This window comes from Streptomyces sp. NPDC037271, assembly GCF_055603605.1.
In genome coordinates, this window is sequence record NZ_JBVJVN010000002.1 from 557,903 (window position 1) to 579,745 (window position 21,843).

Genomic DNA, 21,843 nt, shown 5'->3' on the forward strand with positions numbered 1-21,843 from the left:
CCGTTCGAGGTCAGGCGATGGCCAGGCGGACCTCGGCCTTGTTCGTCCCGGCGAAGCTGTGGCTGAACTGCTCACGGACACCGGAGCTGCACGCCGTCGACCTCTTGGTCTCGCCGTTGCCGCCGACGAGGCGGACCAGGGCGCACTTGCCGTCCATGCGGGTGTCCTCGAGCCAGCCGGAGACCGTCACCTTGCCGCCCGAGCAGCGCAGGGACCAGCTGGCCCTCGCGCCGTCGATCACCGGGGAGGCCGACGACGGGCACGTGGCCGCGCTCGCCGGGGCGGCGGCGCCCACGGCCAGTCCACCGGCGAGGACGACGGCCGACAGGACGGACGTGATGGTCTTGCGGAAAGCAGACATGGGTTACCCCTTCAAGCAGAGAACTGACGGGACGCGGACCGGAACGAGACTCCGTGCGTGACGCCCCGCCGACGGGGGCGGGGCGGGATCCGGAGTTCCGGCTGCGACACCAGCATCACCGGAGGAAGCGGGTACGAGAAGACGATCCCGGCCGCTTGCCGAGGCGCATCGATGCACCCCGTATGAAAGGGTCCTGACCTGCCGTCATGCCCTCATGCCGTCATGCGCGGGCCTGCACGGCATGCGTCCGGCGCAGCACCCGCGCGTGGGGCCGGCCCGCTCGCACGGACGCGGACGCGGCCCCTCACGCTCACGCGGACGCGGACGCGGGATTCCTCGGGGACGTCTGGTACGCCGGGGCACGGTCGGGCGGGAGCTGTCGCACGAGCAGGACCAGCCAGGTCTCCGTGTCCGCCCTGCCGGTCACGGGCAGATGGTGATTGCTCTGGAAGAACCTCAGGTCCGCGGCGGTCACCGCGGTGAACTTCCCCGACACCACCGTTCCGCCCTGGCCCACGTTGTCCAGGAGCTCCTGTACGGCCAGAACGTGTGCGCCCTTGGCCCCGGGGGCGGCTTCCTTCACCAGCTCCGGCCACGTGTCCTTGCCCACCTTGCCGTCGGGCGCCAGATCGTGTTTCCGCTGGAAGTCCATGACGGCGTCCCGGGTCTCCTCGTCGAAGAAGCCGTCCGCCCGGACCTCGTAGCCGTGCGCGTTCAGCAGGTGCTGGAGGGCTCGGCCACGGGTGTGGTGGTCCTCCTTCTGCATCATCAGCAGCGGCCACTCGTGCGGTCCCACACGCGCGGGCGCGGCACCGGCCGCACCGGCGGCCGGGACGTCACGGCTGGGGGCGACCAGTTCGCGAACGCCCGCTCCGGCGGCGAACGCCAGGACCACGGCCGCCACCATCAACGCCGGCAGCGCCCGCCGGGAGCGGGGGCGGCCGGACGTCGCGTCACCCGCGTCCGTCCCGTCCGCGGCGTCGGCTCCGGCGGCGGTGTCCGTCCCGAGGGTGGCGTCGGTACCGGCGGTGGCGTCGGTCCGGGTGGCGGGGCCGGGCCCGTCCGTGCGGCCGGTCGTGGCACCGGCCATGGGTGCGGTGTCCGGTCGGGTGGTGGAACCCGGTCCGCCGGTGGAACCGGGCCCGTCGGCCGGACCCGGCCCCTCCGTGGAGCGGGGCCCGTCCGCGGTGTCGGCTGCGGCGGTGGGCGCCTGCTTGCCGCCGGCGAGCCGTTGACGGCTGCTCTCCTCCAGCGCGGCCCGGCACAGTGCCCGCGCCAGCTCCAGTTCCACGTCCGGAGCACGCAACTGCGCGTGCAGGGCCTCCACCACTCGCGGAGGAGCGTTCGACGTGTGCTTCGGATTCAAGTAGCGCGAGAGCGTGGTCTGGTCGACCCCCAGTCTCGTGGCCAGCGCCTGCTGGGTCGGCCGCATACCGCCGGACGCGTGCCCGGCCCTCTCCCACCAGCCTCGAAGCAGCAGCGCCAACCGCTCCCCCGGCGGTTGCTCCCCGCCCGAGCTCTCCTGCTCGTACGCCATGTCGTGTCTCTCCCCGTCGTCAGGCGGAACAGCCGGGCGTCCACACCGCTGCATGACGGCATAGCGGCACGTCAGCCGCGTATGCACCGGCGTGCATGGATGCATCGGCCCATAGCGGCGCAGATCGTAGCGACGGAGAGCCGCCCGTGGGCGCGCCTGCTCCGGGGCGGGCCGCGCCTTCCCACGGCCGGCGGACGTGCCGCGGCCCCGCAGCACGGCGCCTCCGGGCCGTTGGGAGGGCCGCGCCGGAGACCGGTGCCATGGGCATGTGCGTTCACCCGGAAGAGTGCCCGGTGACGGGCCGGTTCCCGACCGGGCGACGGGTGAGGTGATCCCGGACCGGGCGACGGGTGAGGTGATCCCGGAAGGACGCCGGCCGTACGGCGCGGCTCGGGCGGGAGGGGCCGGCCCTCGGTGCTGCCGGAGCCGCGCCCGCCTGCCTCACGGCTTGCGTGCCACCCCGCAGTAGGCGTCGACGGAGGCGGTGGCCGGGCCGGTGGGGCTGTCCGGGTCCGGGCGCCAGGACGTGACCTGGGTGATGCCGGGGGCGACCGGCTCCAGTCCGTCGAAGAAGCCGGCGATCTCCTCGACGCCGCGTACGTAGTACGGCGTCGCGCCACTGGCGTTGTAGGCGTTCGAGGCGGCGATCATGCCCTCGCTCGTCGCGGTGCTGTCGCTGATCACCAGGAAGCTGCCCGAGGGGAGGCCCGCCATCAGGCGGCCCACCAGGTCGCGTGCCTGGTCGTAGTCGGCGACGTGGCCGAGGGTGTTGAGGATGATCAGGGCGATCGGCCGGGAGAAGTCGAGGGTCTGGGCGGCGGCCTCCAGGACGGTGTCGGGGGCGTAGAGGTCGGCGTCCAGGTAGGCGGTCCTGCCCTCGGGGGTGCTGGTGAGCAGGGCGTTGGCGTGGGCCAGCACGATCGGGTCGTTGTCGACGTACACGATCCGGGCGTCGGGAGCCACGCGCTGCGCCACTTCGTGCGTGTTGTCGGCGGTGGGGAGCCCGGTGCCGATGTCCAGGAACTGCTGGATGCCCTGCTCCCGGATCAGATGGCGGACGGCACGCCCCAGGAAGAGCCGGCTGGCGAGGGCCACGTCGACGAGGCCCGGGAAGATCCCCTTGATCTCGTCCCCGATCTCCCGGTCGATCTCGTAGTGGTCCTTGCCGCCGACGAAGTAGTTCCAGAAGCGGGCCGAGTGCGGTGTGGTGGTGTCGATCCGGGCACGTATCTCCGCGCTGGCCTCGATCTGGGAGTTGGTGTCCGACACGGCGGGGTCTCCTAGGTTTGGCGTGGGTGATCGGCACCTCAATCTAAGAGCACTCGGCTCCCGGCCGCAGCGGTTGTCGACGATCACGAACTCGTCGGCCGGGGCGGCGGGTTCCAGCGGCTGGGCAGAACAGCCCGGTCCTTGGGGCCGGTGGGTGAAGGGGGTGCGCGCGGAACTCGCCGGGAGGCCGGGTTCCGGCGGCGGTTCGCCCGGCCGGCGGACGAGCTGCCGAGCTGCCGAGGTGCTGAAGTGCCGAGCTGCCGAGGTGCTGAGATGTCGAGCTGCGGGGGACCGCGTGGCCGCGTGATCTCCGTGACTAGGGTCCCCGCATGACGAGGACGACTCCGCCCCGCCCGCTCGACGTCGAGGCGCTCTTTCCCGGGCTGGCCGCCCACCGGGGCACGACCACCCGGCTGCATCCGCGGAAGGGCAGCCCGGCCGTGACGGACTCCTCCGTCGGCGGGCCCATGCTCTGGCCGGCGGACGAGCCCTGGCCGGTGTGCGGTGAGGCGCACACGCGGGGGCGGGGGCGCCGGCCCGGGGACATCCGTCGGGAGCGTGAGCTCTGGGCGGCGGTGCGGAACCGCAGCGGTCCCGACTCGGGGCTGACGCACGACGAGCGGGCTCTCCTGGACGAGCTCGGGCGCGGGCACCGGGTGCCCGGCCTCTCCGACACGGACCCGCTGCCGCTGGTCGGACTGGCCCAGTTGTACCGGCGGGACGTTCCCGACCTGCCCGCCGGGCCGGACGGCTGCGACCTGCTCCAGGTCTTCTGGTGTCCCTTCGACGCGCACGGCAGTACCCGGTACGGGATGTTCCTGGATCTGCGCTGGCGCAGGTCGGCGGAGGTCGGGGAGACACTGGCCGTACCGCCGCAGCCGGAGGTGGTCGGCTTCGACGGGTACCTGCCCGAGCCCTGCGTGCTCCATCCCGAGCAGGTCGTCACGTACCCGTTCGCGGGCCTGCTGCCCGAGGATCTGCGCGACCGGATCGACGCCTGGGAGGAGAGGCTCGAGGAGGCGGCCGAGGAGTCGGACGACCCCGACGAGCCCGACCCGATCGGCTACCAGTACGACCTCTCCATCCCGCCCGGATGGCGTGCGGGCGGGTTCGCGTCCTGGCATCTGACCGATCCGGCGGCCATGGACTGCCGGGCCTGCGGCACCGCCATGGAGCTGTTGATCACCGTCGACAGCTCCGAGTGGGACGGCGGGAGCGGCAGCTGGAGGCCCGTCGAGGAGCACGGTCTCCCGCCCCACCCGTACGCCGCGCCCACCGGGGTCGTCGTCAGACGTCGTGGTGAGCTCAACGTCTTCGCCTGCCCCGCGGACCCCGGACACCCGCATCGCTGGAGCATCCAGTGAACCGGGTCCGGGGACGGGCGGGCGGCGGGCGGCGGGCGGCGGGCGGCGGGCGGCGGGCGGGCCGAACGGTCAGCCGAACATGCCCGGCACGTAGTCGCCCGCCGGCTGCTGGGTGATGACGTTCAGCCGGTTGTAGGCGTTGATCACGGCGATCAGGCCGGTCAGAGCGATGAGCTGGTCCTCGTCGTAGTGCCGGGCCGCGTTCGCCCAGGCCTCGTCGGTGACGCCGCCGGCGCCGTCGGCGAGGCGGGTGCCCTGTTCGGTCAGTTCCAGGGCGGCGCGCTCGGCGTCGGTGAAGACCTTGGCCTCCCGCCATGCCGCGATCAGGTTCAGGCGCTGCGCGGTCTCGCCGGCCTTCTCGGCGTCCTTGGTGTGCATGTCGAGGCAGAAGCCGCAGCCGTTGATCTGGCTGGCGCGGATCTTGACCAGCTCCTGGGTCGCGGCCGGCAGCGCCGAGTCCAGGGCCTTGGCCGCCGAGTTGATGTGCCGCAGGAACTTACCGGCGAGCGGGCTGCCGAACACGTTGAGACGGGCTTCCATGATGACTTCCTCCATCGTTGTGACATCGGGCCGGGCGTCGGGGCCGGGGCGCCGAGCCCGGCCGTGGGCTTGGGCCGTGGGCTTGGTCGGTAGTCGTTCGCCCTTCGGCGTACACCGCTACGACGGAGCGCGCGGGCGGGATGTGACAGCCCCGGAGAGACACGGGGTGTGACCTGCGTCTCATTCGCCGTGGGTGGTTCGTGCCGGGGCTCCGCGTACTCATCGGCTTCTCGCTCCCTCGTTCCGCCCGTCGTCTCCCTCCCCCTCCGTGCTCCCTCCGACGCGGCGGACACCCGGACGTGACGCGGTCGGGGCACGGTGTTCGGCCAAGGGAGCGGCGCGCTGCCGCCGGGGAACGACGGCCCCGCGGCCACCCCCGGAGCGCGTGGCGCGCCCGGCGAGGTCTAGGTTCGGTACCGGTAGCGGTAGCCGGCACGGCAGGAGGCAGACATGGCGAAGGTTCCCAGCGCGGTGGTCGCCGCGGGTGGTCTCGTCGGCGGGTACGGCGTCGCCCGCTGGACGAAGAAGCGGCAGCTCGGCGGGGCAGTACTCGCCGTCGCCGGGGCCGCCGCCGCACAGCAGTGGCGGGAACGGGCCGGCGGGAGGGCCGCCGGAGCACTGACGGCCGCCTACGTCGCCGGCTTCGCCGGCTCCCACCCGCTGGCCAGGAAGGTGGGCGCCTGGCCCGCCGTCCTCGGTGTCGCCGGCGCCGTGGCGCTGGCCTCGTGGGCGGTCGCCGACCGGCGGGGCTGAACCCGCCCGGACGGGCTCGGGGCGGGGTGCGTCACTGCGTTCCTCGGCGCCGGGTGCGACGGTACGTCCTCGGGCCGGGTGCGGCGGTACGTTCGCGAGTCGGTGCGGTGGTGCGTTCGCGAGTCGGGCGCGTCAGCACGCCCTCAGGTCAGATGCGTCAGTACGTTCACCACCCGCCCGTTCGGATCCCGTACGAAGAAGCGCCGTACGCCCCACTCCTCGTCCCGCACCTCCCGTACGATCTCCGCGCCCGACGCGGCGACCTGCGCGTACACCGCGTCCACGTCCTCGACCTCCACGCTCAGGTCGGGGACGACGGGCGCGGTGCGTTCCTCGGTGAAGAGGCTGATCTGGGCGGTGGAGTTGGACGGGGAGGCCAGCGTCGTCATCCAGCCCGTGTTCATGACCTCCTCGAAGCCCAGCAGGCCGTAGAAGTCACGGCTCGCGTGCAGCTGCTCCTCACCCTCGACCCGGATGTCGGGGACGATCCTGCGGACGGTCATCGGACGGCTCCTCGCAGTCGGCCGGACGGTCGGGCGGTCGGACGGTCGGGCGGTCGGGCGGTCGGGGCGTCAGGACGTACGCCCGCGAGGCTACTTGGCCGGGGTGCCGGAACTCCGCGGCGCCGCCGAGCCCGCCTCCACCACCGACAGCGGCTCCGCGATGTCCTCCAGCGAGCGGCGTTCCGCCTTCACCGCCAGGAACGCCGCCACCAGTCCGGCCGCGCACATCAGCCCGGCACCGATCTGGAAGGCCAGGACCGTGTCGCCGACCACGCCGGACTCGGTGAGGCTGGCGAAGAGCAGCGGGCCGCTGATGCCGCCCGCGGCGGTGCCGATGGCGTAGAAGAAGGCGATGGCCATGGCGCGGGTCTCCATCGGGAAGATCTCGGAGACGGTCAGGTACGCGCTGGAAGCGCCCGCCGACGCGAAGAACAGCACCACGCACCAGCAGGCCGTCATCGTCGTGGCCGAGAGCGAGCCCCGGTCGAAGAGCCACGCCGTGCCGAAGAGCAGGACGCCCGACAGCAGATACGTGCCCGAGATCATGATCCGGCGGCCGACCGTGTCGAAGAGCGGGCCGAGGACCAGCGGGCCGCAGAAGTTGCCGGCGGCGATGACGGCGAAGTAGTAGCCGGTGCTGCCGGTCGGCACGTCGAAGAAGGTGATGAGGATGGTGCCGAAGCCGAACGTGATCGCGTTGTAGAGGAAGGCCTGTCCGATGAAGAGGGACAGGCCGAGGACGGCGCGGCGCGGGTAGCGGCGGAAGACCGTCTTGGCGATCAGGCCGAAGCCGATGCTCTTGCGCTGGTGGATGGTGATCTCACCGGCCGGCGGCGGCAGCTTCTCGCCCTTCTCCTCCTCGATCTCCCGTTCGACGGACGAGACGAGGGTGTCGGCCTTCTCGCCGTGGCCGTGGATGAACTGCCAGCGCGGGCTCTCCGGGACATGCCGTCGTACGAGGAGGATGACCAGGCCCAGGACGACGCCGAGGGCGAAGCTGAGCCGCCAGCCGAGGTCCTTGGGGAAGATGTCGGTGTCCAGCATCACGATGGACAGCAGGGCGCCGCCGATCGCGCCGAGCCAGTAGCTGCCGTTGATGATGAGGTCGACCCGGCCCCGGTACCGGGACGGGATCAGCTCGTCGATCGCGGAGTTGATCGCCGCGTACTCGCCGCCGATACCGAAACCGGTGAGGAAACGGAAGAGGAAGAACCACCAGGACTCGAAGGACAGCGCCGTCAGCGCGGTCGCCGCCAGATAGACGGCCAGCGTGGCGATGAACAGCTTCTTGCGGCCGTAACGGTCGGTCAGCCAGCCGAAGAACAGCGCCCCGGAGCACGCGCCCGCCACGTACAGGGCGGCGGCGAGGCCCGTGATCTGGGCGGAGCTGATGTCGAGGCCGCTGCCCTCCTCGGCGATGCGGCCCGCGACGTTTCCGACGATCGTGACTTCCAGGCCGTCCAGGATCCAGACGGTGCCCAGACCGATCACGATCATCCAGTGCCACCGTGACCAGGGCAGCCGGTCCAGGCGGGCCGGGACGGCCGTGGTGACGATCTGCGTGGAGGCGGGCACTGAGGCCGGCGACGCTTCTCCTGTCATGGCTCCCTCTCCGTCGAGCGAACGCCTCCCGTGTGCCCGGCACCGGAAGGGACACGCCCGCCGCGCCGGGAGGCCGCAGGGCCCGCCCTCGCCCTCGGAGGAGTTCCGGAGGAGTACCGGAGGAGTACCGGAAGAGAGTCCGGACCGGGTCCGGAGGGGCCCTACGCCCCCAGCATGCGGGAGACCGTGTAGATCAGCAGCCCGGCCAGCGAGCCGACCACCGTGCCGTTGATGCGGATGAACTGCAGGTCGCGGCCGATGTTCGCCTCGATCTTCTTCGTGGTGTGCTCGGCGTCCCAGCTCGCCACCGTGTCGGTGATCAGGGAGGTGATCTCCTTGCGGTAGGTGGTGACCACGTACACCGCGGCACCCTCCACCCACGCGTCGACCTTGCCCTGCACCTTGGGGTCGGAGGCCATCCGGGCGCCCAGCGACAGCAGCGAGGCCCGCACCCGCATGCGCAGTTCGCTGCGTTCGTCCTCCGCCGCCGAGACGATCATGGATCGTACGGCCGTCCAGGCGGACGCGATCAGGTCCTGCACCTCCCCGCGGCCCAGCACCTCGGTCTTCAGCCGCTCCACCCGCGCGCGGGTCTCCGTGTCGGACTGGAGGTCGGAGGCGAAGTCCGCGAGGAAGCGGTCGAGGGCGCCGCGCGCCGGATGGGCCGGCATGTCCCGCATCTCGGTGACGAAGCGCAGCAGCTCCCTGTAGACCCGGTCGCCGATCTTCTTGTCCACGAACCGGGGCGTCCATCCGGGTGCCCCGCCCTGCACGGCGTCCATCACGGAGTCGCCGTGCAGGACCAGCCAGTCGTGGGCGCGGGAGACGATCAGGTCGACGGCCCGCTTGTGACCGCCGTCGGCGACGATCCGGTCCAGCAGCTTGCCGATACCGGGGGCGATCTCCTGCGCGTCGGCCCGCCGGGTGATCGCCTCCCCCACGACCGCCTGCACGTCGGAGTCGCGCAGCACGGTGAGGGCACCGCGCAGGGCGGCGGACAGCTCCGCCGTCACCCGGTCGGCGTGTTCCGGCACGGCGAGCCAGGTGCCGAGCCGGCTGCCGATGCCGACGGCGCGCAGCCGCCCGCGTACGACGTCCTCGGAGAGGAAGTTCTCGCCGACGAACTCGCCCAGCGAGACACCCAGCTGGTCCTTCTTCTTCGGGATGATCGCGGTGTGCGGGATGGGGATGCCGAGGGGGTGACGGAAGAGGGCGGTGACCGCGAACCAGTCGGCGAGCGCGCCGACCATGCCGGCCTCGGCGGCGGCCGACACATAGCCCGCCCAGGCGCCCGCGCCCTGATGGGAGGCCCACTCGGACAGGACGTAGACCACGGCGACGAACAGCAGCAGGCCGGTGGCGGTGAGCTTCATGCGGCGCACGCCGCGGGCCTTGACCTCGTCGGCCGGGCTGAAGGCCGTCATCGCGCGGTCGGGCACGACGCCGTCACCCGGGGCGGACCCTCCCGCGCCCGCGGCGGGCCGCGCCGCGCCCGCCCCGGCGTCCTGCCCGGTACCTTCGGAACCCTCAGGAAGTTCCGCTCTCGCGCGTTCCATCCACTCCACCGTTCGCTGATCCGTCCCGCACACATTGTCCCTGCCTGACCGACTCCTGGAACGGAACACAAGTTCCCGGCGTCTGTACCGGAGGGGAACACCCGTGGGGTCCGCGGAAGTCCCGCGAGGTCCTACGGAAGCCCGGGGGTCCTGCGGAAGTCCCGCGAGGTCCCGCGAGGTCCCGCGGGAGTCGCGGGCCGGGGTCCCGGCGGAAGTCCCGCAGGACCCCGCGGGGTCCTGCGGCCGTTCCCCGGCCCATGACGCATCATGGGTTCACCGGACCGGAGCCTCGGGCTCCCCTCGCCCGAGGAGAACAGCACAGCATGACCCGGGGTCGTGACGGGGGTGCGGGGGCGCCCCCCACCAAGCACCGTGCCCTGCTCGCGGCGATCGTCACCCTGGTAGTGGCGATCTCCGCGGCCATATACGCCGGAGTGTCCGCCGACGACGGCGCCAAGGACCGCACACCGCTCGCCGGCGGCCGTTTCCCGCGCGGCGACGCCGCCCCCGCCTCCACCGGCACCTGGGTCGGCGCCTGGTCCGCCTCCCCCGCCTCGGCCGAACCGGGCACCGGCACGACCGGCATGGCGGGCCGCTCCGTGCGCAACGTCGTGCACACGAGCATCGGCGGCACCAGCGCCCGCATCACCCTGTCCAATCTCTACGGGCAGTCCCCGCTGACCGTCACGCACGCCACCATCGCCCTGGCCGACGGTCCGGACACCGCCGCCGCGCTCGCCGGCACCATGCGCCGGCTCACCTTCGGCGGCAGCCCCCGGGTGGTCATCCCGGCGGGCGGACAGGTGATGAGCGACCTCGCCCGCCTCACCGTCCCGTACGGCACCGACGTCCTGGTCACCACCTACTCCCCCGTCCCGTCCGGCCCGGTCACCCACCACCCGCACGCCCGGCAGACCAGCTACGTCGCCGACGGCGAGCACACCGCGGACGTCACCGCCGTCGCCTACACGACCGAAACCCCGTACTGGCGCTACCTGACCGCGCTGGACGTGCTGAGCCACGAGGCCGACGGCACCGTCGTCGCCCTCGGAGACTCGATCACCGACGGCTTCGGCGCCGCGATGAACGCCAACCACCGCTGGACCGACGTCCTCGCCGAACGGCTGCACGACGCGGCCGCAGCCGGACGGGACGCGCCCCGCTACGGCGTCGTCAACCAGGGCATCAGCGGCAACCGGATCCTCACCGGCAGGTCGGGCCGGCCCGCCGACAACCCCAGTGCCCTGAGCCGCTTCGAACGGGACGTGCTGGACCGCACCAACGTCAAGGTCGTCGTCATCGCCCTCGGCGTCAACGACATCCTGCACAGCCCGGAACTCGCCGACCGGGAGAGCATCCTCGACGGCCTGCGCACGCTGACCGACCGGGCCCACGCCCGCGGCCTGAAGGTCGTCGGCGCGACGATCATGCCGTTCGGCGGCTACGGCCGCTCCACCCAGGACCGCGAGACGATGCGGCAGGAGATCAACGAGGAGATCCGGTCGGGACGCGTGTTCGACGCGGTCGTCGACTTCGACAAGGCCCTGCGCGACCCCTACGACCCGCGCCGCCTGCGCTCCGACTACGACAGCGGCGACCACCTGCACCCCAGCGACAAGGGGTACGCACGGATGGGTCGGCTCCTCGACCTGGACGACCTGAAGGGCGCGGCACCGGTCCAGCTGTGACCCGGGCACCGGGACCGCACCCCGGACCCAGACCCAGACCCGGACCCACACCCAGACCCGGACCCGGACGGCCCCAGACCCAGACCCGGAACCCCGACGGACGGCACGGTCCGACGTCCGGAGCCACCGGCACGGGAAGCGAAGCCCGCACCGACCCGGCGCGCGGAACCCCCGCTCAGTCCTCGTCCCACCTGCGGCGGTCCCGCTCCTCGCGGCGCAGTTCACGCTGCTCGCGGCGTTCGTCGCGGTGCTCGCGCATCAGGTCCCGGTGCCCGTCCAGCATCCTGCGGTGGGCGCCCTCCACGTCCTCCCGGAGAGCGGAGTGCCGCTCCCGCGCCGCGGCCCTGCGCGCCAGCTTCTCCTGCCGGCGCTCCTCCTTCTGCCGCTGCCGCTCCGCCCGCGTCAGCTTGCGCTCGACACCGACCCCGCCCCAGAAGGCGAACCCCGTCACCACGACGCGCGGCGCACCCGGGTCGCCGGGCACGCCCTCCTCACGGTGGTCGAAGCCGCCCATGACACCGATGCCGCGCACGATCACCTCGACGCCCGGCGGCACGATCACGTTCACCCCGCCCATGATCGCCACGCAGTTGATCACGACCTCGCGGTCGGCGAAGACCGCCTCACGCAGGTCGATGTCCCCGCCGCCCCAGAACGCGAACGAATTGAACCGCCTCGGCACCGTCCAGCGCCCCTTGCGCTGGAACCCGGACATCACGGCGACCGCCCACGACGACGACCCCTCGCCGCCGGTGATCCGGCCCGCCCAGTCCCCGCTCCGCTCGGGCTCCTTGGTCATCGACACCCGGGACGGCCCCTCCACGGGACCGACCGGCAGGTCCCGGGTGATCGGCGCCAGCTCCCCGTACGTCCGCGCGCTGTACGTGGTGTCCAGCCGCTCCTGGAACTCCGCCATGTCCAGACGACCCTCCGCGAGGGCGTCCCGCAGGACCTCGGCGACTCGTTCACGGTCGGCGTCGGATGCCCGGAGCTCCGGGGCGTCGTCGGTCATACAAGCAGCCTACGAGGTCGCCGCGCCGGACACTACGCGCCCGCGCGTTCCGCGTACATCTTGGCGATCACCGACTCGATGTCCGGCTCCCGCACCGACAGGTCCACCAGCGGATACTCCGCCGCGATCCGCGCCACCAGCCCCGCCGCCGACGCCGACGCCGGAAACGCCAGCCACTGCCGCGGCCCCTCCACCCGCACCACCCGCGCGGGTTCCGGCGCCTCGATCGGCGGCAACTCCCGTTCCAGGTCCACCACCAGCGTCCGCTCGCTCTCCCCCGCCTCGTGCAGCCCGTCCAGCGCACCGTCGTACATCAGCCGCCCGTGGTCGATCACCATCACCCGCGAGCACAACTGCTCGATGTCCTGCAGGTCGTGCGTGGTCAGCAGCACCGTGGTGCCGCGCTCCGCGTTCAGGTCCCGCAGGAAACCCCGCACCTTCGCCTTCGACACCACGTCCAGACCGATCGTCGGCTCGTCCAGGTACAGCACCTCCGGATCGTGCAGCAGCGCCGCCGCGATGTCGCCCCGCATCCGCTGCCCCAGCGACAGCTGCCGCACCGGCACGTCCAACAGCTCTCCCAGCTGCAGGAGTTCCACACAGCGGTCCAGGTTCTCCCGGTACCGGACGTCCGGGATGCGGTACATGCGGTGCATCAGCCGGTAGGAGTCGATCAGCGGCAGGTCCCACCACAACGTCGTCCGCTGCCCGAACACCACCCCCATGCGGTGCGCCAGCCGCGCCCGCTCCCGAGACGGGTCGATGCCGGCCACCCGCAGCCGGCCGCCGCTCGGCGTCAGGATGCCGGTCAGCATCTTGATCGTCGTCGACTTGCCGGCACCGTTCGGCCCGATGTAGCCGACCATCTCGCCTCGCGCCACCGTGAACGACAGCCCGTCCACGGCCCGCACCTGCCGCCGCTCCCGCCTCAGGAAGCCGGCCTTCTTGCGTACGTCGAAGACCTTCTCCACGCCGTCGAGCTCGATGAAGCCCCCACCCGGCCGCCGCCCCTCACGGTCCGCCCCGGCCGACGCCCCCGGTTCTCCCGACTCCCTCAGCTCCCTCAACTCCTCCATCTCCTCCAACTCCCTCAGCTCCCCGTACTCCGGTACGAACGAAGCCCCGCCCGCCAGGCCAGCCCCGCCAGCGCGCAGCAGGCCACGGCCGCGAGCGGCGGCGTGAACGCCACCCACCCGGGCAGATCCAGCGGGTACGGCCGCCCCAGCACATAACTCGCCGGCAGCCAGTTGACGAAGGCCAGCGGCACCACGAACGTCACCCCCCGCACCAGGTCCAGCGCGAACACCGTCGGCGGGTACTGCAGCATCGTCGTACCGCCGTAGGTGAAGGCGTTCGCCACCTCCGAGGCGTCCTGCGCCACGAACTGGAACGCCCCCGCCGCCACGAACACCGCGCAGAAGATCCCCGCCCCGCTGAGCAGCATCACCGGCATCAGCAGCAGCTTCGCCACCGTCCAGTCGATGTCCACGACCACCAGGGCATACCCCAGCACCAGCACCCCCTGCGTCACCCGGCCCAGCCGGCGCAGCGCGAACCGGTCCGCCGCCACCTGCGCCAGCACCGGCGCCGGACGCACCAGCAGCGTGTCGAGCGTGCCGTCCCGCACCCGGCGGCCCAACCGTTCCATCGAGCCGACCGCCAGGTCGGCCAGCCCGAAGGACACACCCGACAGCCCGTACAGGAACGCCACCTCGGCCAGCGAGTATCCGCCCAGCGCGTCGACCCGCGAGAACATCAGCAGGATCGCCACGAAGTCCAGCGCGGTCATCGCGAAGTTCCCGAAGGTCGTCAGCACGAACGACGTCCGGTACGCCATCGTCGACCGGACCCACATCGCGCAGATCAGACCGTACGCACGCAGCCCCTCGACGACCCGCCCACGCGGCTCACCCCGCTCAGCCGCCCCAGCCATCTCGGTGACCCCGCTGCCCCCGCTGACCCCAGCCCCCTCAGCCCCCTCAGCCCCCTCAGCCACCCTGCACCACCACCCGCCGCGTCGCCGCCGACTGCACCAGCCGCCCCACCGCCAGCAGCACCACCGCCCAGGACGCCTGGAAGAGATACGTCCCCAGCGGATCGGCCTCCCCCAGCAGCACGTCCGCCGGCGCCTGGAGCAGCGACGACCACGGCAGCGCCCGCACGACCTCACCGAGCGCCCCCGGGAACACGTTCAGCGGCAGCAGCATCCCCGAGCAGAACAACCCCGCGAGCCACGCCATCTGCGTCACCCCCGTCCCGTCCATCAGCCAGAACGCCGACAGCGCCACCAGATACCGCAGCGCGAAACCCACCACCATCGCCAGCGCCACCGCCACCAGGAACGCCACCCACGTGGACACCTCCCGCGGCAACGCCGCCGGGAAGAACAGCGACCCGAACACGAACGGCAGCACCCCGCGCCCCGCCAACTGGAACAGCGCCCGCCCCACGTCCGCCGCCAGCCACCACAGCTGAAGATCCGCCGGCCGGTACAGGTCGACGGCGATGTCACCCGAACGGATGCGCTCCATCAGCTCGTCCTCGAACCCGCCGCCCCCGATCGCCAACGCCGCCAGCAGGGCCTGCCCCAGCCACACGAAGGTGACGGCCTGCGCCTGGTCGTAACCCCCGAGCTGCGGTTTCTCGTCCCACAGGGCCAAATAGGTATAAACCAGGATCAAGCCGAAGACGGTGTTGGTGAAAACCCCGGCGGCGGTAGCCACCCGATACGTCGCGTACCGTCGGAATCCCCCCACCGCGACAGCCACGTACAACCGCCCCGACCCCACACTCACCACCCCCTCCTCCGACCAGGCACCGAAGCGCAGGAGCCTAGTGCGACGGCGACCGCCCGTGCCACGCGAATTTCACAGGCATGCCGTCGAGCGGGAACGGAACCCCCGGTACGAGAGTCTTCCCCAGAGGCCGCAGAGGACCCAATGGACCCAGAGGAGCCAGAGGAGCCAGAGGAGCCAGAGGACCCAGAGGGCCCAGAGCGCGCAGAAGCACACAAGGCCGTACGAGACACGAGACCAGACCGTACGACGCGAAACAGGAGTCCGTGCACGAGATGAGTGACGAGCCTCAGCCGCAGCAGCCGAACCAGGGCTGGGCGCCGAGAGAGCCACAGACGGCCGGCGAGGGGAAGACCAAGAAATCCGAGCGGCCACGGCGCACCGGCTGGCGCCGGCTGATCCCGACCTGGCGCATCACGCTCAGCACCTGCCTCATCGGCGCCATGCTGCTGATCGGCGGCTTCTTCCTCGGCTACCACCTGGTACAGATCCCGGCCGCCAACGCGCTCGCCACCAAACAGTCCAACGTCTACCTGTACGCCGACGGCAGCGTCCTCGCCCGCGACGGCGAGGTCAACCGGGAAAGCGTAGGCCTCGCCCGCATCTCCAAGGACGCCCAGCACGCCGTCCTCGCCGCCGAGGACCGCGACTTCTACACCGAGTCCGCCATCGACCCCATGGCCATGGTCCGCGCCGGCTGGAACACCGCCACCGGCCAGGGCAAGCAGTCCGGCTCCACCATCACCCAGCAGTACGTCAAGAACTACTACCTGGCCCAGGAACAGACCATCACCCGCAAGGTGAAGGAATTCTTCATCTCGATCAAACTCGATCGCGAGAAGAGCAAGAACGAAATCCTCGAGGGCTACCTCAACACCAGCTTCTTCGGCCGCGGCGCCTACGGCATCCAAGCCGCCGCCCAGGCCTACTACGGCATCGACGCCAAGGACCTCACCGCCGCCCAGGGCGCCTACCTCGCCTCCCTCCTCAACGCACCCAGCCAGTACGACATCGTCGCCCACCCCGAGAACCGGCCCGCCGCCGAGGCCCGCTGGAACTACGTCCTGGACGGCATGGTCGAAAAAGGCTGGCTCACCGCCACCGAACGCACCGGAACCAAGTTCCCGATGCCCAAGGAGACCACCGTCTCCACCAGCATGTCCGGACAGCGCGGCTACCTCGTCAACATCATCAAGGCCTACCTCGACAAGAACGACATCGTCACCGAGGAAGACCTCGACCGCGGCGGCTACCGCATCACCACCACCCTCCAGAAAGACAAACAAGACGCCTTCGTCAAAGCCGTCGACGACAAACTGATGTCCAAACTGGACAAGAAGAACCGCAAGGTCGACACCTACGTCCGCGCCGGCGGCGCCTCCGTCGACCCGAAAACCGGCAAGGTCGTCGCCATGTACAACGGCATCGACTACGTCAAGCAGTACACAGCCAACGCCACCCGCCGCGACTTCCAGGTCGGCTCCACCTTCAAACCCTTCGTCTTCACCTCCGCCGTCGCCAACGGCTCCCGAACCCAGGACGGCCGCCTCATCAGGCCGGGCACCCTCTACGACGGCACCAGCGAACGCCCCGTCCAAGGCTGGAGCGGCGACCGCTACGCCCCCGAGAACGAAGACCACCACGACTACGGCGACGTCACCGTCACCGAGGCCACCGACAAATCCATCAACGCCGTCTACGCCCAGATGGCCGTCGACGTCGGCTCCGACAAGGTCAAACAGACCGCCATCGACCTCGGCCTCTCCCCCGACACCCCCGAACTGGTGCCCTCACCGTCCATCGCCCTCGGCGTCGCCCACGCCAGCCCGCTCGACATGGCAGAGGCCTACGCGACCCTCGCCAACCACGGCCGGCACGGTACCTACACCCTCGTCGAAAAAGTCCTGAAGGACGGCAAACACGAGGTCGAACTGCCCGAACGGCACGAAGAACAAGTCGTCAGCCGCGAAGCCGCCGACACCACCACCTCCGTCCTGCGCAGCGTCGTCCAGAACGGCACCGCGACCGCCGCCCAGACCGCAGGCCGCCCCGCCGCCGGCAAGACCGGCACCGCCGAAGAGGACAAGGCCGCCTGGTTCGCCGGCTACACCCCCGAACTCGCCACCGTCGTCGCCGTCATGGGCCAGGACCCCGTCACCGCCGCCCACAAACCGCTCTACGGCGCCATGGGCCTGGACCGGATCAACGGCGGCGGCGCCCCCGCCGAGATCTGGGGCCAGTACACCCGCAACGCCCTCAAGGGCGAACCCGTCACCGACTTCGACCTCCAGCTCCAGGCCGGCGCCAACATCACCGAATCCCCGTCCGCCGGCACCTCCGACGAACCGGGAGCCGGCGAGGGAAGCGGCAGCCGGAAACCCGGCGACGAGTCCTCCGGCGACAACGAGCGGAACGGCACCCGGACCCCGGGCCGGACCGACGGCGGCAGCACCCCGCCCGGCGGCGACACCGGCGCCCCCACCGCCGGCGGCCCCACCGCCGGCCCGGGCCCCACCGGCAACGACGACCCGGCGAACGGCGACGGCACCACCGACGGAGACGACGGCGACGGCGACGACGACTCGACCGGCACCGGCGGCGACGACGACTCGGACGACGGAACCATCGCCGGCATCCCCATCTCACCCCGCCGCCATTGACACCGCACCGGGTCAGTGGCCCGAAGTCGCCTTCAGCCCCACCACGGCGACCAGCAGCAGACAGATGAAGAAGATCCGGGCGGCGGTCACCGGCTCCCCCAGCACCACCATGCCCAGCACCGCCGCACCGGCCGCACCGATCCCCACCCACACGCCGTACGCGGTCCCGATCGGCAGCGTCCGGGCCGCGTACGACAGCAGCACCATGCTCGCGACGATCCCCGCACCGGTGAACACACTCGGCCACAACCGCGTGAAACCGTCCGTGTACTTCATCCCGATCGACCAGCCGACCTCGAGCAGACCGGCGACGAGCAACAGAACCCAGGCCACGACAGACACCTCCGAGAACGAACTGAACGGTGGTGCGTCGTCTTTTCCTTCAGCCCGGTACGGCGCGTCTCGTCGGGTACCTCCAAGCTAGCAAAGACAGGAGAAAGGGGCTGGTGACCTTGATCACCAGCCCCTGAAGCCTCCTGAGGCCTTCGCCTACCGCGGATTCAGAGATACAGCCCGGTCGAATCCTCCGAGCCCTCGAACCGGTCCGCGGCCACGGCATGCAGATCACGCTCGCGCATGAGCACGTACGCCGTACCCCGCACCTCGACCTCCGCACGGTCCTCCGGGTCGTACAGCACCCGGTCACCCGGCTCCACGGTCCGCACGTTCTGCCCCACCGCGACGACCTCGGCCCAGGCCAGCCGCTTACCGACCGCCGCCGTGGCGGGGATCAGGATCCCGCCCCCGGAACGCCGCTCGCCCTCACCGGTGTCCTGCTTCACGAGTACGCGGTCGTGCAGCATCCGGATGGGCAGCTTGTCGTCCGGGGAACTGTGCTCGTTTCTCTTGGCGCTCACGCCACGAACCTACCTGCCCCGGCTCAGCGCCTGCGCCGCCGGGTACCGCCCAGGGCGAACAGCCCCACCACCCCGACCACGACGAGCGCGACGGGCACGACCCGCTCCATCCGCGGCGCGCCCTCCTCGTCCACGAACTGCGCCTTCACATCGCTGACCACACGGTTGACCCCGACGTACGCCCGTCCGAGGGTGTGATCGACGCTGGAAGCGACCTTGGCCTTCGCATCGCCCACGATCGTCTTCGGATGCACCCGCATCCCGATCTCGTCGAGCGTCTCGGCCAGCACCTCGCGGCGGCGCTTGATGTCCGCCTCGATCTGCGCCGGGGTTCTGATGTCCGACGTGTCCGCCACCGTACGCCTCCGAAGTCTGCTCTGACGCTGTCCCGGACAGTCTGTCAGCTACTGGCGCCGCCGCACTGTCAGGACCCCCCGTTACGCTGGATCGATGAGCGAGCGACTCCAGCCCGGGGACCCGGCCCCCGCCTTCACCCTCCCGGACGCCGACGGCAACGAGGTGTCCCTGTCGGACCACAAGGGCCGCAAGGTCATCGTCTACTTCTACCCTGCCGCGCTTACCCCCGGCTGCACGAAGCAGGCGTGCGACTTCACGGACAACCTGGAGCTGCTGGCCGGCGCCGGGTACGACGTCATCGGCATCTCCCCGGACAAGCCGGAGAAGCTGGCCAAGTTCCGCGAGACCGAGTCCCTGAAGGTCACCCTCCTGGCCGACCCGGACAAGAAGGTCCTCGACGCGTACGGCGCCTTCGGCGAGAAGAAGAACTACGGCAAGACCTACATGGGCGTCATCCGCTCCACGATCGTCGTGGACGAGGAGGGCAAGGTCGAACGGGCCCTGTACAACGTCCGCGCGACGGGCCACGTAGCCAAGATCATCAAGGACCTGGGCATCTGAGACCCCGTCCTCACAGGGGCCGTACCGCACGACCGGTACGGCCCCTTCCGTTTATCGTGCGTGACTGTCCGATAACCGGTTCGTTACTCCGTACGAGGCCGCGAACGCGCGGTCGGGACGGAGGGGAATCGATGGGGGCCAGGTACACCCGTGAACTACTCGAAGAGGCGGCTCGGGCGACCGCGAACTGGGACGACGCCGTGCGTTGGTGCGGCGGCACGCCCACGCCTGGCAGCAGGCGCTATCTCCGTCAGAAAATGGCCGAGGCAGGCGTAGACGTCGCCCACTTTCCAACTCAGTGGACGCGTCACACCGAAGAAGCACTCCGAGGGGCAGTTGCCGCCTCGGCCAGCGTCAAGGAGGTGCTACGCCGCCTGGGCATCAACCCGGTAGGTGGCAACCACACGCACATCAGCCGCCGTATCGCGGCACTGGGCATCGACACATCCCACTTCGCCAGGCGACCGCGAAAGCCCAAAAGTTCGCACGGCGATCTCCTGGCCCTTCGCACGCCACAAGATGGCAGGGTGCCGGGAAGCCGGCTACTACGACACTTGCTCCGGTCCGGAGTGCGGGAAAACTGCGCGATGTGCGGCACCGGGCCCGAGTGGAACGGCAAACCTCTCCGGCTGGAGGTCGACCACGTCGACGGCGCCTGGTGGGACAACCGCCCGGAAAACCTCCGGCTGCTCTGCCCGAACTGTCATGCCGCGACGGACACATACCGAGGCCGCAGGCGCAGGGCCTCATGAGCAAACCGAGGTACACGCGCGACCTGCTGACACGCACTGCAACCGAGGCCACCAGCATGGTCGACCTGATGCACAAACTCGGAACGCCGATGGGAAGCGGCCCCCGCTGCTATCTCAGGAAGCGACTACAGCACTACCGCATCGACACCTCGCACTTCCGCGAAGATCCGCTGCCAGAACGCGAACGACGCAACTACCCGGAAGAACTCCTCAGAGAAGCCGCCGCTCATTCGAACAGCATCAGGGAGATGCTGGAGTTCATGGGGCTTCCCCCGCAGGACAGCCCGTACGGCCATATCAGGAAGAGGCTGGACAAGTTCGGGATCGATACCTCCCACTTCACCAGCGGACGCGCATACGGTCCTGGTCTCATCCCCCGCGCCGAACTGGCGGTAGCGGTGGAGGCCGCCACGAGCGTGGCTGGAGTCCTGGCGGCCCTTGGCCGAAGCAGCAACGGGAGCACTCGGGCACTCGTGAAGCGCAGTATCGAAGCGTACGGCCTGTCGACCGCCCACTTCACAGGACAGGGCCACTATCGCGGCACCCGCTCCCCGAAGCGCAAAACGGCGGTCGAGATCCTGGTGCGACTCGCTCCCGGATGTGGCCGTACCAAGACTGTTCTGCTTCGGCGGGCCCTTGATGACCTCGACGTACCGCATGTCTGCGGCGAATGTGGCATTGGAGACACCTGGCAGGGCAGGCGACTCGTACTGGAACTTGATCACATCAACGGCGACCGTCTGGACAACCGTCGGGAGAACCTGCGCTACCTCTGCCCGTCCTGCCACAGTCAGACGGGTACGTTCGCCAATCGATCGCGCGATCGCTTGGTCCCGCGGCAACGGCTCGCCAAGAGCCAGTAAGGTGTACGTGGGGCCGTAGCCCAATTTCGGCAGGAGGCACCACTTTTAGGTAGTGGACAGTGCGAGTTCGAGTCTCGTCGGCCCCACCTCTAGGGCGCGGCTCCCAGCGTGGAGTCGCGCCCTTCCGGCTTCTTGTACGCTCCGCCTCAGCCCAACAGCTCCCGCACCACCGGCACCAGCGCCCTGAACGCCTTCCCCCGGTGGCTGATCGCGTTCTTCTCGTCCGCGCTGAGTTCCGCGCAGGTCCTCGTCTCGCCCTCCGGCTGGAGGATCGGGTCGTAGCCGAAGCCGCCCGTGCCGGCGGGGGTGTGGCGGAGGGTGCCTCGGAGCCGGCCCTCGACGACCCGTTCCGTGCCGTCGGGCAGGGCCAGGGCCGCCGCGCAGGCGAAGTGGGCGCCGCGGTGTTCGTCGGCGATGTCGCCGAGCTGGGCGAGGAGGAGGTCGAGGTTGGCCTTGTCGTCGCCGTGGGTGCCGGACCAGCGGGCGGAGAAGATGCCGGGGGCGCCGTTCAGGACGTCGACGCAGAGGCCGGAGTCGTCGGCGACGGCGGGGTGGCCGGTGGCCCGGGCGAGGGCGTGGGCCTTGAGGAGGGCGTTCTCGGCGAAGGTGACGCCGGTTTCCCTGACGTCGGGGATCTCCGGGTAGGCGTCCGCGCCGACGAGGTCGTGGGGCAGGCCTGCGTCGGCGAGGATGGCCCTCAGTTCGGTGATCTTTCCGGCGTTGCGGGTGGCGAGGATCAGGCGGGTCATGGGTTCAGTATCGCGGCCCTCGCCGGCCCGCTCGCACCGCCCTTACGGCGTTGCCGGCCTTCGT

At 70.8% G+C, this 21,843-nt stretch carries 22 protein-coding genes, 1 tRNA gene and 1 riboswitch; of the genes, 8 read left to right on the forward strand and 15 right to left on the reverse strand.

The features are described 5' to 3' along the window. Nucleotides 1-10 precede the first annotated feature (10 nt). The 3 genes from ACZ7G3_RS07165 to ACZ7G3_RS07175 form a co-directional block, all read right to left on the reverse strand. Complete coding sequence (locus ACZ7G3_RS07165) at nt 11-361, reverse strand: hypothetical protein (RefSeq protein ID WP_470923812.1); 351 nt, start codon at nt 359-361, stop codon at nt 11-13. Between the two features lie 310 nt (nt 362-671). Further along, nucleotides 672-1,898, reverse strand: a complete 1,227-nt coding sequence (locus tag ACZ7G3_RS07170; protein ID WP_470923814.1) for a peptidoglycan-binding protein — start codon at nt 1,896-1,898, stop codon at nt 672-674. A gap of 441 nt (nt 1,899-2,339) precedes the next feature. Further along, nucleotides 2,340-3,167 (reverse strand): SAM-dependent methyltransferase, encoded by an 828-nt coding sequence (locus ACZ7G3_RS07175; protein WP_470923816.1) that lies wholly within the window; start codon nt 3,165-3,167, stop codon nt 2,340-2,342. A gap of 329 nt (nt 3,168-3,496) precedes the next feature. On the opposite strand from ACZ7G3_RS07175, the gene ACZ7G3_RS07180 reads away from it, so the two are divergent. Next, nucleotides 3,497-4,531, forward strand: a complete 1,035-nt coding sequence (locus ACZ7G3_RS07180; protein WP_470923818.1) for a hypothetical protein — start codon at nt 3,497-3,499, stop codon at nt 4,529-4,531. Between the two features lie 69 nt (nt 4,532-4,600). Here ACZ7G3_RS07180 and ACZ7G3_RS07185 read toward each other — a convergent pair whose 3' ends face one another. Further along, a complete protein-coding gene (locus tag ACZ7G3_RS07185) occupies nt 4,601-5,071 on the reverse strand; it encodes a carboxymuconolactone decarboxylase family protein (protein WP_470923820.1) in 471 nt (156 codons plus the stop codon). A gap of 450 nt (nt 5,072-5,521) precedes the next feature. On the opposite strand from ACZ7G3_RS07185, the gene ACZ7G3_RS07190 reads away from it, so the two are divergent. Next, nucleotides 5,522-5,824 (forward strand): hypothetical protein, encoded by a 303-nt coding sequence (locus tag ACZ7G3_RS07190; protein WP_470923822.1) that lies wholly within the window; start codon nt 5,522-5,524, stop codon nt 5,822-5,824. 143 nt (nt 5,825-5,967) lie between these two features. On the opposite strand, the gene ACZ7G3_RS07195 is transcribed toward ACZ7G3_RS07190, so the two are convergent. The 3 genes from ACZ7G3_RS07195 to ACZ7G3_RS07205 all read right to left on the reverse strand — a co-directional run bounded on the left by ACZ7G3_RS07195 (nt 5,968) and on the right by ACZ7G3_RS07205 (nt 9,485). Further along, the gene (locus ACZ7G3_RS07195) at nt 5,968-6,327 is read right to left on the reverse strand and encodes a VOC family protein (protein WP_470923824.1); all 360 of its coding nucleotides are present in this window, start codon (nt 6,325-6,327) and stop codon (nt 5,968-5,970) included. Nucleotides 6,328-6,417: 90 nt separating this feature from the next. After that, nucleotides 6,418-7,929 (reverse strand): MFS transporter, encoded by a 1,512-nt coding sequence (locus ACZ7G3_RS07200; protein ID WP_470923826.1) that lies wholly within the window; start codon nt 7,927-7,929, stop codon nt 6,418-6,420. 161 nt (nt 7,930-8,090) lie between these two features. Continuing rightward, a complete protein-coding gene (locus ACZ7G3_RS07205; protein ID WP_470923828.1) occupies nt 8,091-9,485 on the reverse strand; it encodes a DUF445 domain-containing protein in 1,395 nt (464 codons plus the stop codon). Between the two features lie 323 nt (nt 9,486-9,808). On the opposite strand from ACZ7G3_RS07205, the gene ACZ7G3_RS07210 reads away from it, so the two are divergent. Further along, complete coding sequence (locus tag ACZ7G3_RS07210; RefSeq protein WP_470923830.1) at nt 9,809-11,173, forward strand: SGNH/GDSL hydrolase family protein; 1,365 nt, start codon at nt 9,809-9,811, stop codon at nt 11,171-11,173. Between the two features lie 175 nt (nt 11,174-11,348). On the opposite strand, the gene ACZ7G3_RS07215 is transcribed toward ACZ7G3_RS07210, so the two are convergent. Genes ACZ7G3_RS07215 through ACZ7G3_RS07230 form a run of 4 tightly spaced genes read right to left on the reverse strand, consistent with a single transcriptional unit; the run spans nt 11,349 to nt 14,980 of the window. Further along, complete coding sequence (locus tag ACZ7G3_RS07215) at nt 11,349-12,185, reverse strand: DUF1707 SHOCT-like domain-containing protein (protein ID WP_470923832.1); 837 nt, start codon at nt 12,183-12,185, stop codon at nt 11,349-11,351. Nucleotides 12,186-12,217: 32 nt separating this feature from the next. After that, nucleotides 12,218-13,261 carry an ABC transporter ATP-binding protein gene (locus ACZ7G3_RS07220; RefSeq protein WP_470923834.1) on the reverse strand — a complete coding sequence of 348 codons (1,044 nt, stop codon included), beginning with the start codon at nt 13,259-13,261 and terminating at the stop codon, nt 12,218-12,220. Nucleotides 13,262-13,275: 14 nt separating this feature from the next. Then, the gene (locus ACZ7G3_RS07225; protein WP_470923836.1) at nt 13,276-14,118 is read right to left on the reverse strand and encodes an ABC transporter permease; all 843 of its coding nucleotides are present in this window, start codon (nt 14,116-14,118) and stop codon (nt 13,276-13,278) included. A 55-nt stretch (nt 14,119-14,173) separates the two neighbouring features. Further along, a complete protein-coding gene (locus ACZ7G3_RS07230; RefSeq protein ID WP_470923837.1) occupies nt 14,174-14,980 on the reverse strand; it encodes an ABC transporter permease in 807 nt (268 codons plus the stop codon). A gap of 275 nt (nt 14,981-15,255) precedes the next feature. Between ACZ7G3_RS07230 and ACZ7G3_RS07235 the strand changes: the two genes are divergently transcribed. After that, a complete protein-coding gene (locus ACZ7G3_RS07235; RefSeq protein WP_470923839.1) occupies nt 15,256-17,640 on the forward strand; it encodes a transglycosylase domain-containing protein in 2,385 nt (794 codons plus the stop codon). Nucleotides 17,641-17,652: 12 nt separating this feature from the next. On the opposite strand, the gene ACZ7G3_RS07240 is transcribed toward ACZ7G3_RS07235, so the two are convergent. From ACZ7G3_RS07240 to ACZ7G3_RS07250, 3 genes are all read right to left on the reverse strand, one after another. Then, nucleotides 17,653-17,973, reverse strand: a complete 321-nt coding sequence (locus tag ACZ7G3_RS07240; protein WP_165685864.1) for a DMT family transporter — start codon at nt 17,971-17,973, stop codon at nt 17,653-17,655. A gap of 31 nt (nt 17,974-18,004) precedes the next feature. Then, nucleotides 18,005-18,074, reverse strand: a riboswitch (guanidine-III (ykkC-III) riboswitch). 66 nt (nt 18,075-18,140) lie between these two features. Beyond that, complete coding sequence (locus tag ACZ7G3_RS07245) at nt 18,141-18,497, reverse strand: GroES family chaperonin (protein WP_426516736.1); 357 nt, start codon at nt 18,495-18,497, stop codon at nt 18,141-18,143. A 23-nt stretch (nt 18,498-18,520) separates the two neighbouring features. Continuing rightward, nucleotides 18,521-18,853 carry a DUF3618 domain-containing protein gene (locus ACZ7G3_RS07250; protein WP_426601227.1) on the reverse strand — a complete coding sequence of 111 codons (333 nt, stop codon included), beginning with the start codon at nt 18,851-18,853 and terminating at the stop codon, nt 18,521-18,523. 94 nt (nt 18,854-18,947) lie between these two features. Here ACZ7G3_RS07250 and bcp point away from each other — a divergent pair, with 94 nt between their 5' ends. The 4 genes from bcp to ACZ7G3_RS07270 all read left to right on the forward strand — a co-directional run bounded on the left by bcp (nt 18,948) and on the right by ACZ7G3_RS07270 (nt 21,116). Beyond that, nucleotides 18,948-19,415, forward strand: a complete 468-nt coding sequence (bcp, locus tag ACZ7G3_RS07255) for a thioredoxin-dependent thiol peroxidase (RefSeq protein ID WP_426601228.1) — start codon at nt 18,948-18,950, stop codon at nt 19,413-19,415. 131 nt (nt 19,416-19,546) lie between these two features. Further along, nucleotides 19,547-20,167, forward strand: coding sequence for an HNH endonuclease signature motif containing protein (locus ACZ7G3_RS07260; RefSeq protein WP_470923842.1), 621 nt, complete (start codon nt 19,547-19,549; stop codon nt 20,165-20,167). Then, a complete protein-coding gene (locus ACZ7G3_RS07265) occupies nt 20,164-21,030 on the forward strand; it encodes an HNH endonuclease signature motif containing protein (protein WP_470923844.1) in 867 nt (288 codons plus the stop codon). The genes ACZ7G3_RS07260 and ACZ7G3_RS07265 overlap by 4 nt, the downstream gene beginning before the upstream one ends. Before the next feature lie 9 nt (nt 21,031-21,039). Then, a tRNA-Leu gene (locus ACZ7G3_RS07270) sits at nt 21,040-21,116 on the forward strand. A 60-nt stretch (nt 21,117-21,176) separates the two neighbouring features. Here the strand turns inward: ACZ7G3_RS07270 and rdgB are convergent. Continuing rightward, nucleotides 21,177-21,779: an RdgB/HAM1 family non-canonical purine NTP pyrophosphatase gene (gene rdgB / locus ACZ7G3_RS07275; RefSeq protein WP_470923846.1), complete on the reverse strand. Its 603-nt coding sequence runs from the start codon at nt 21,777-21,779 to the stop codon at nt 21,177-21,179. Nucleotides 21,780-21,843 lie beyond the last annotated feature (64 nt).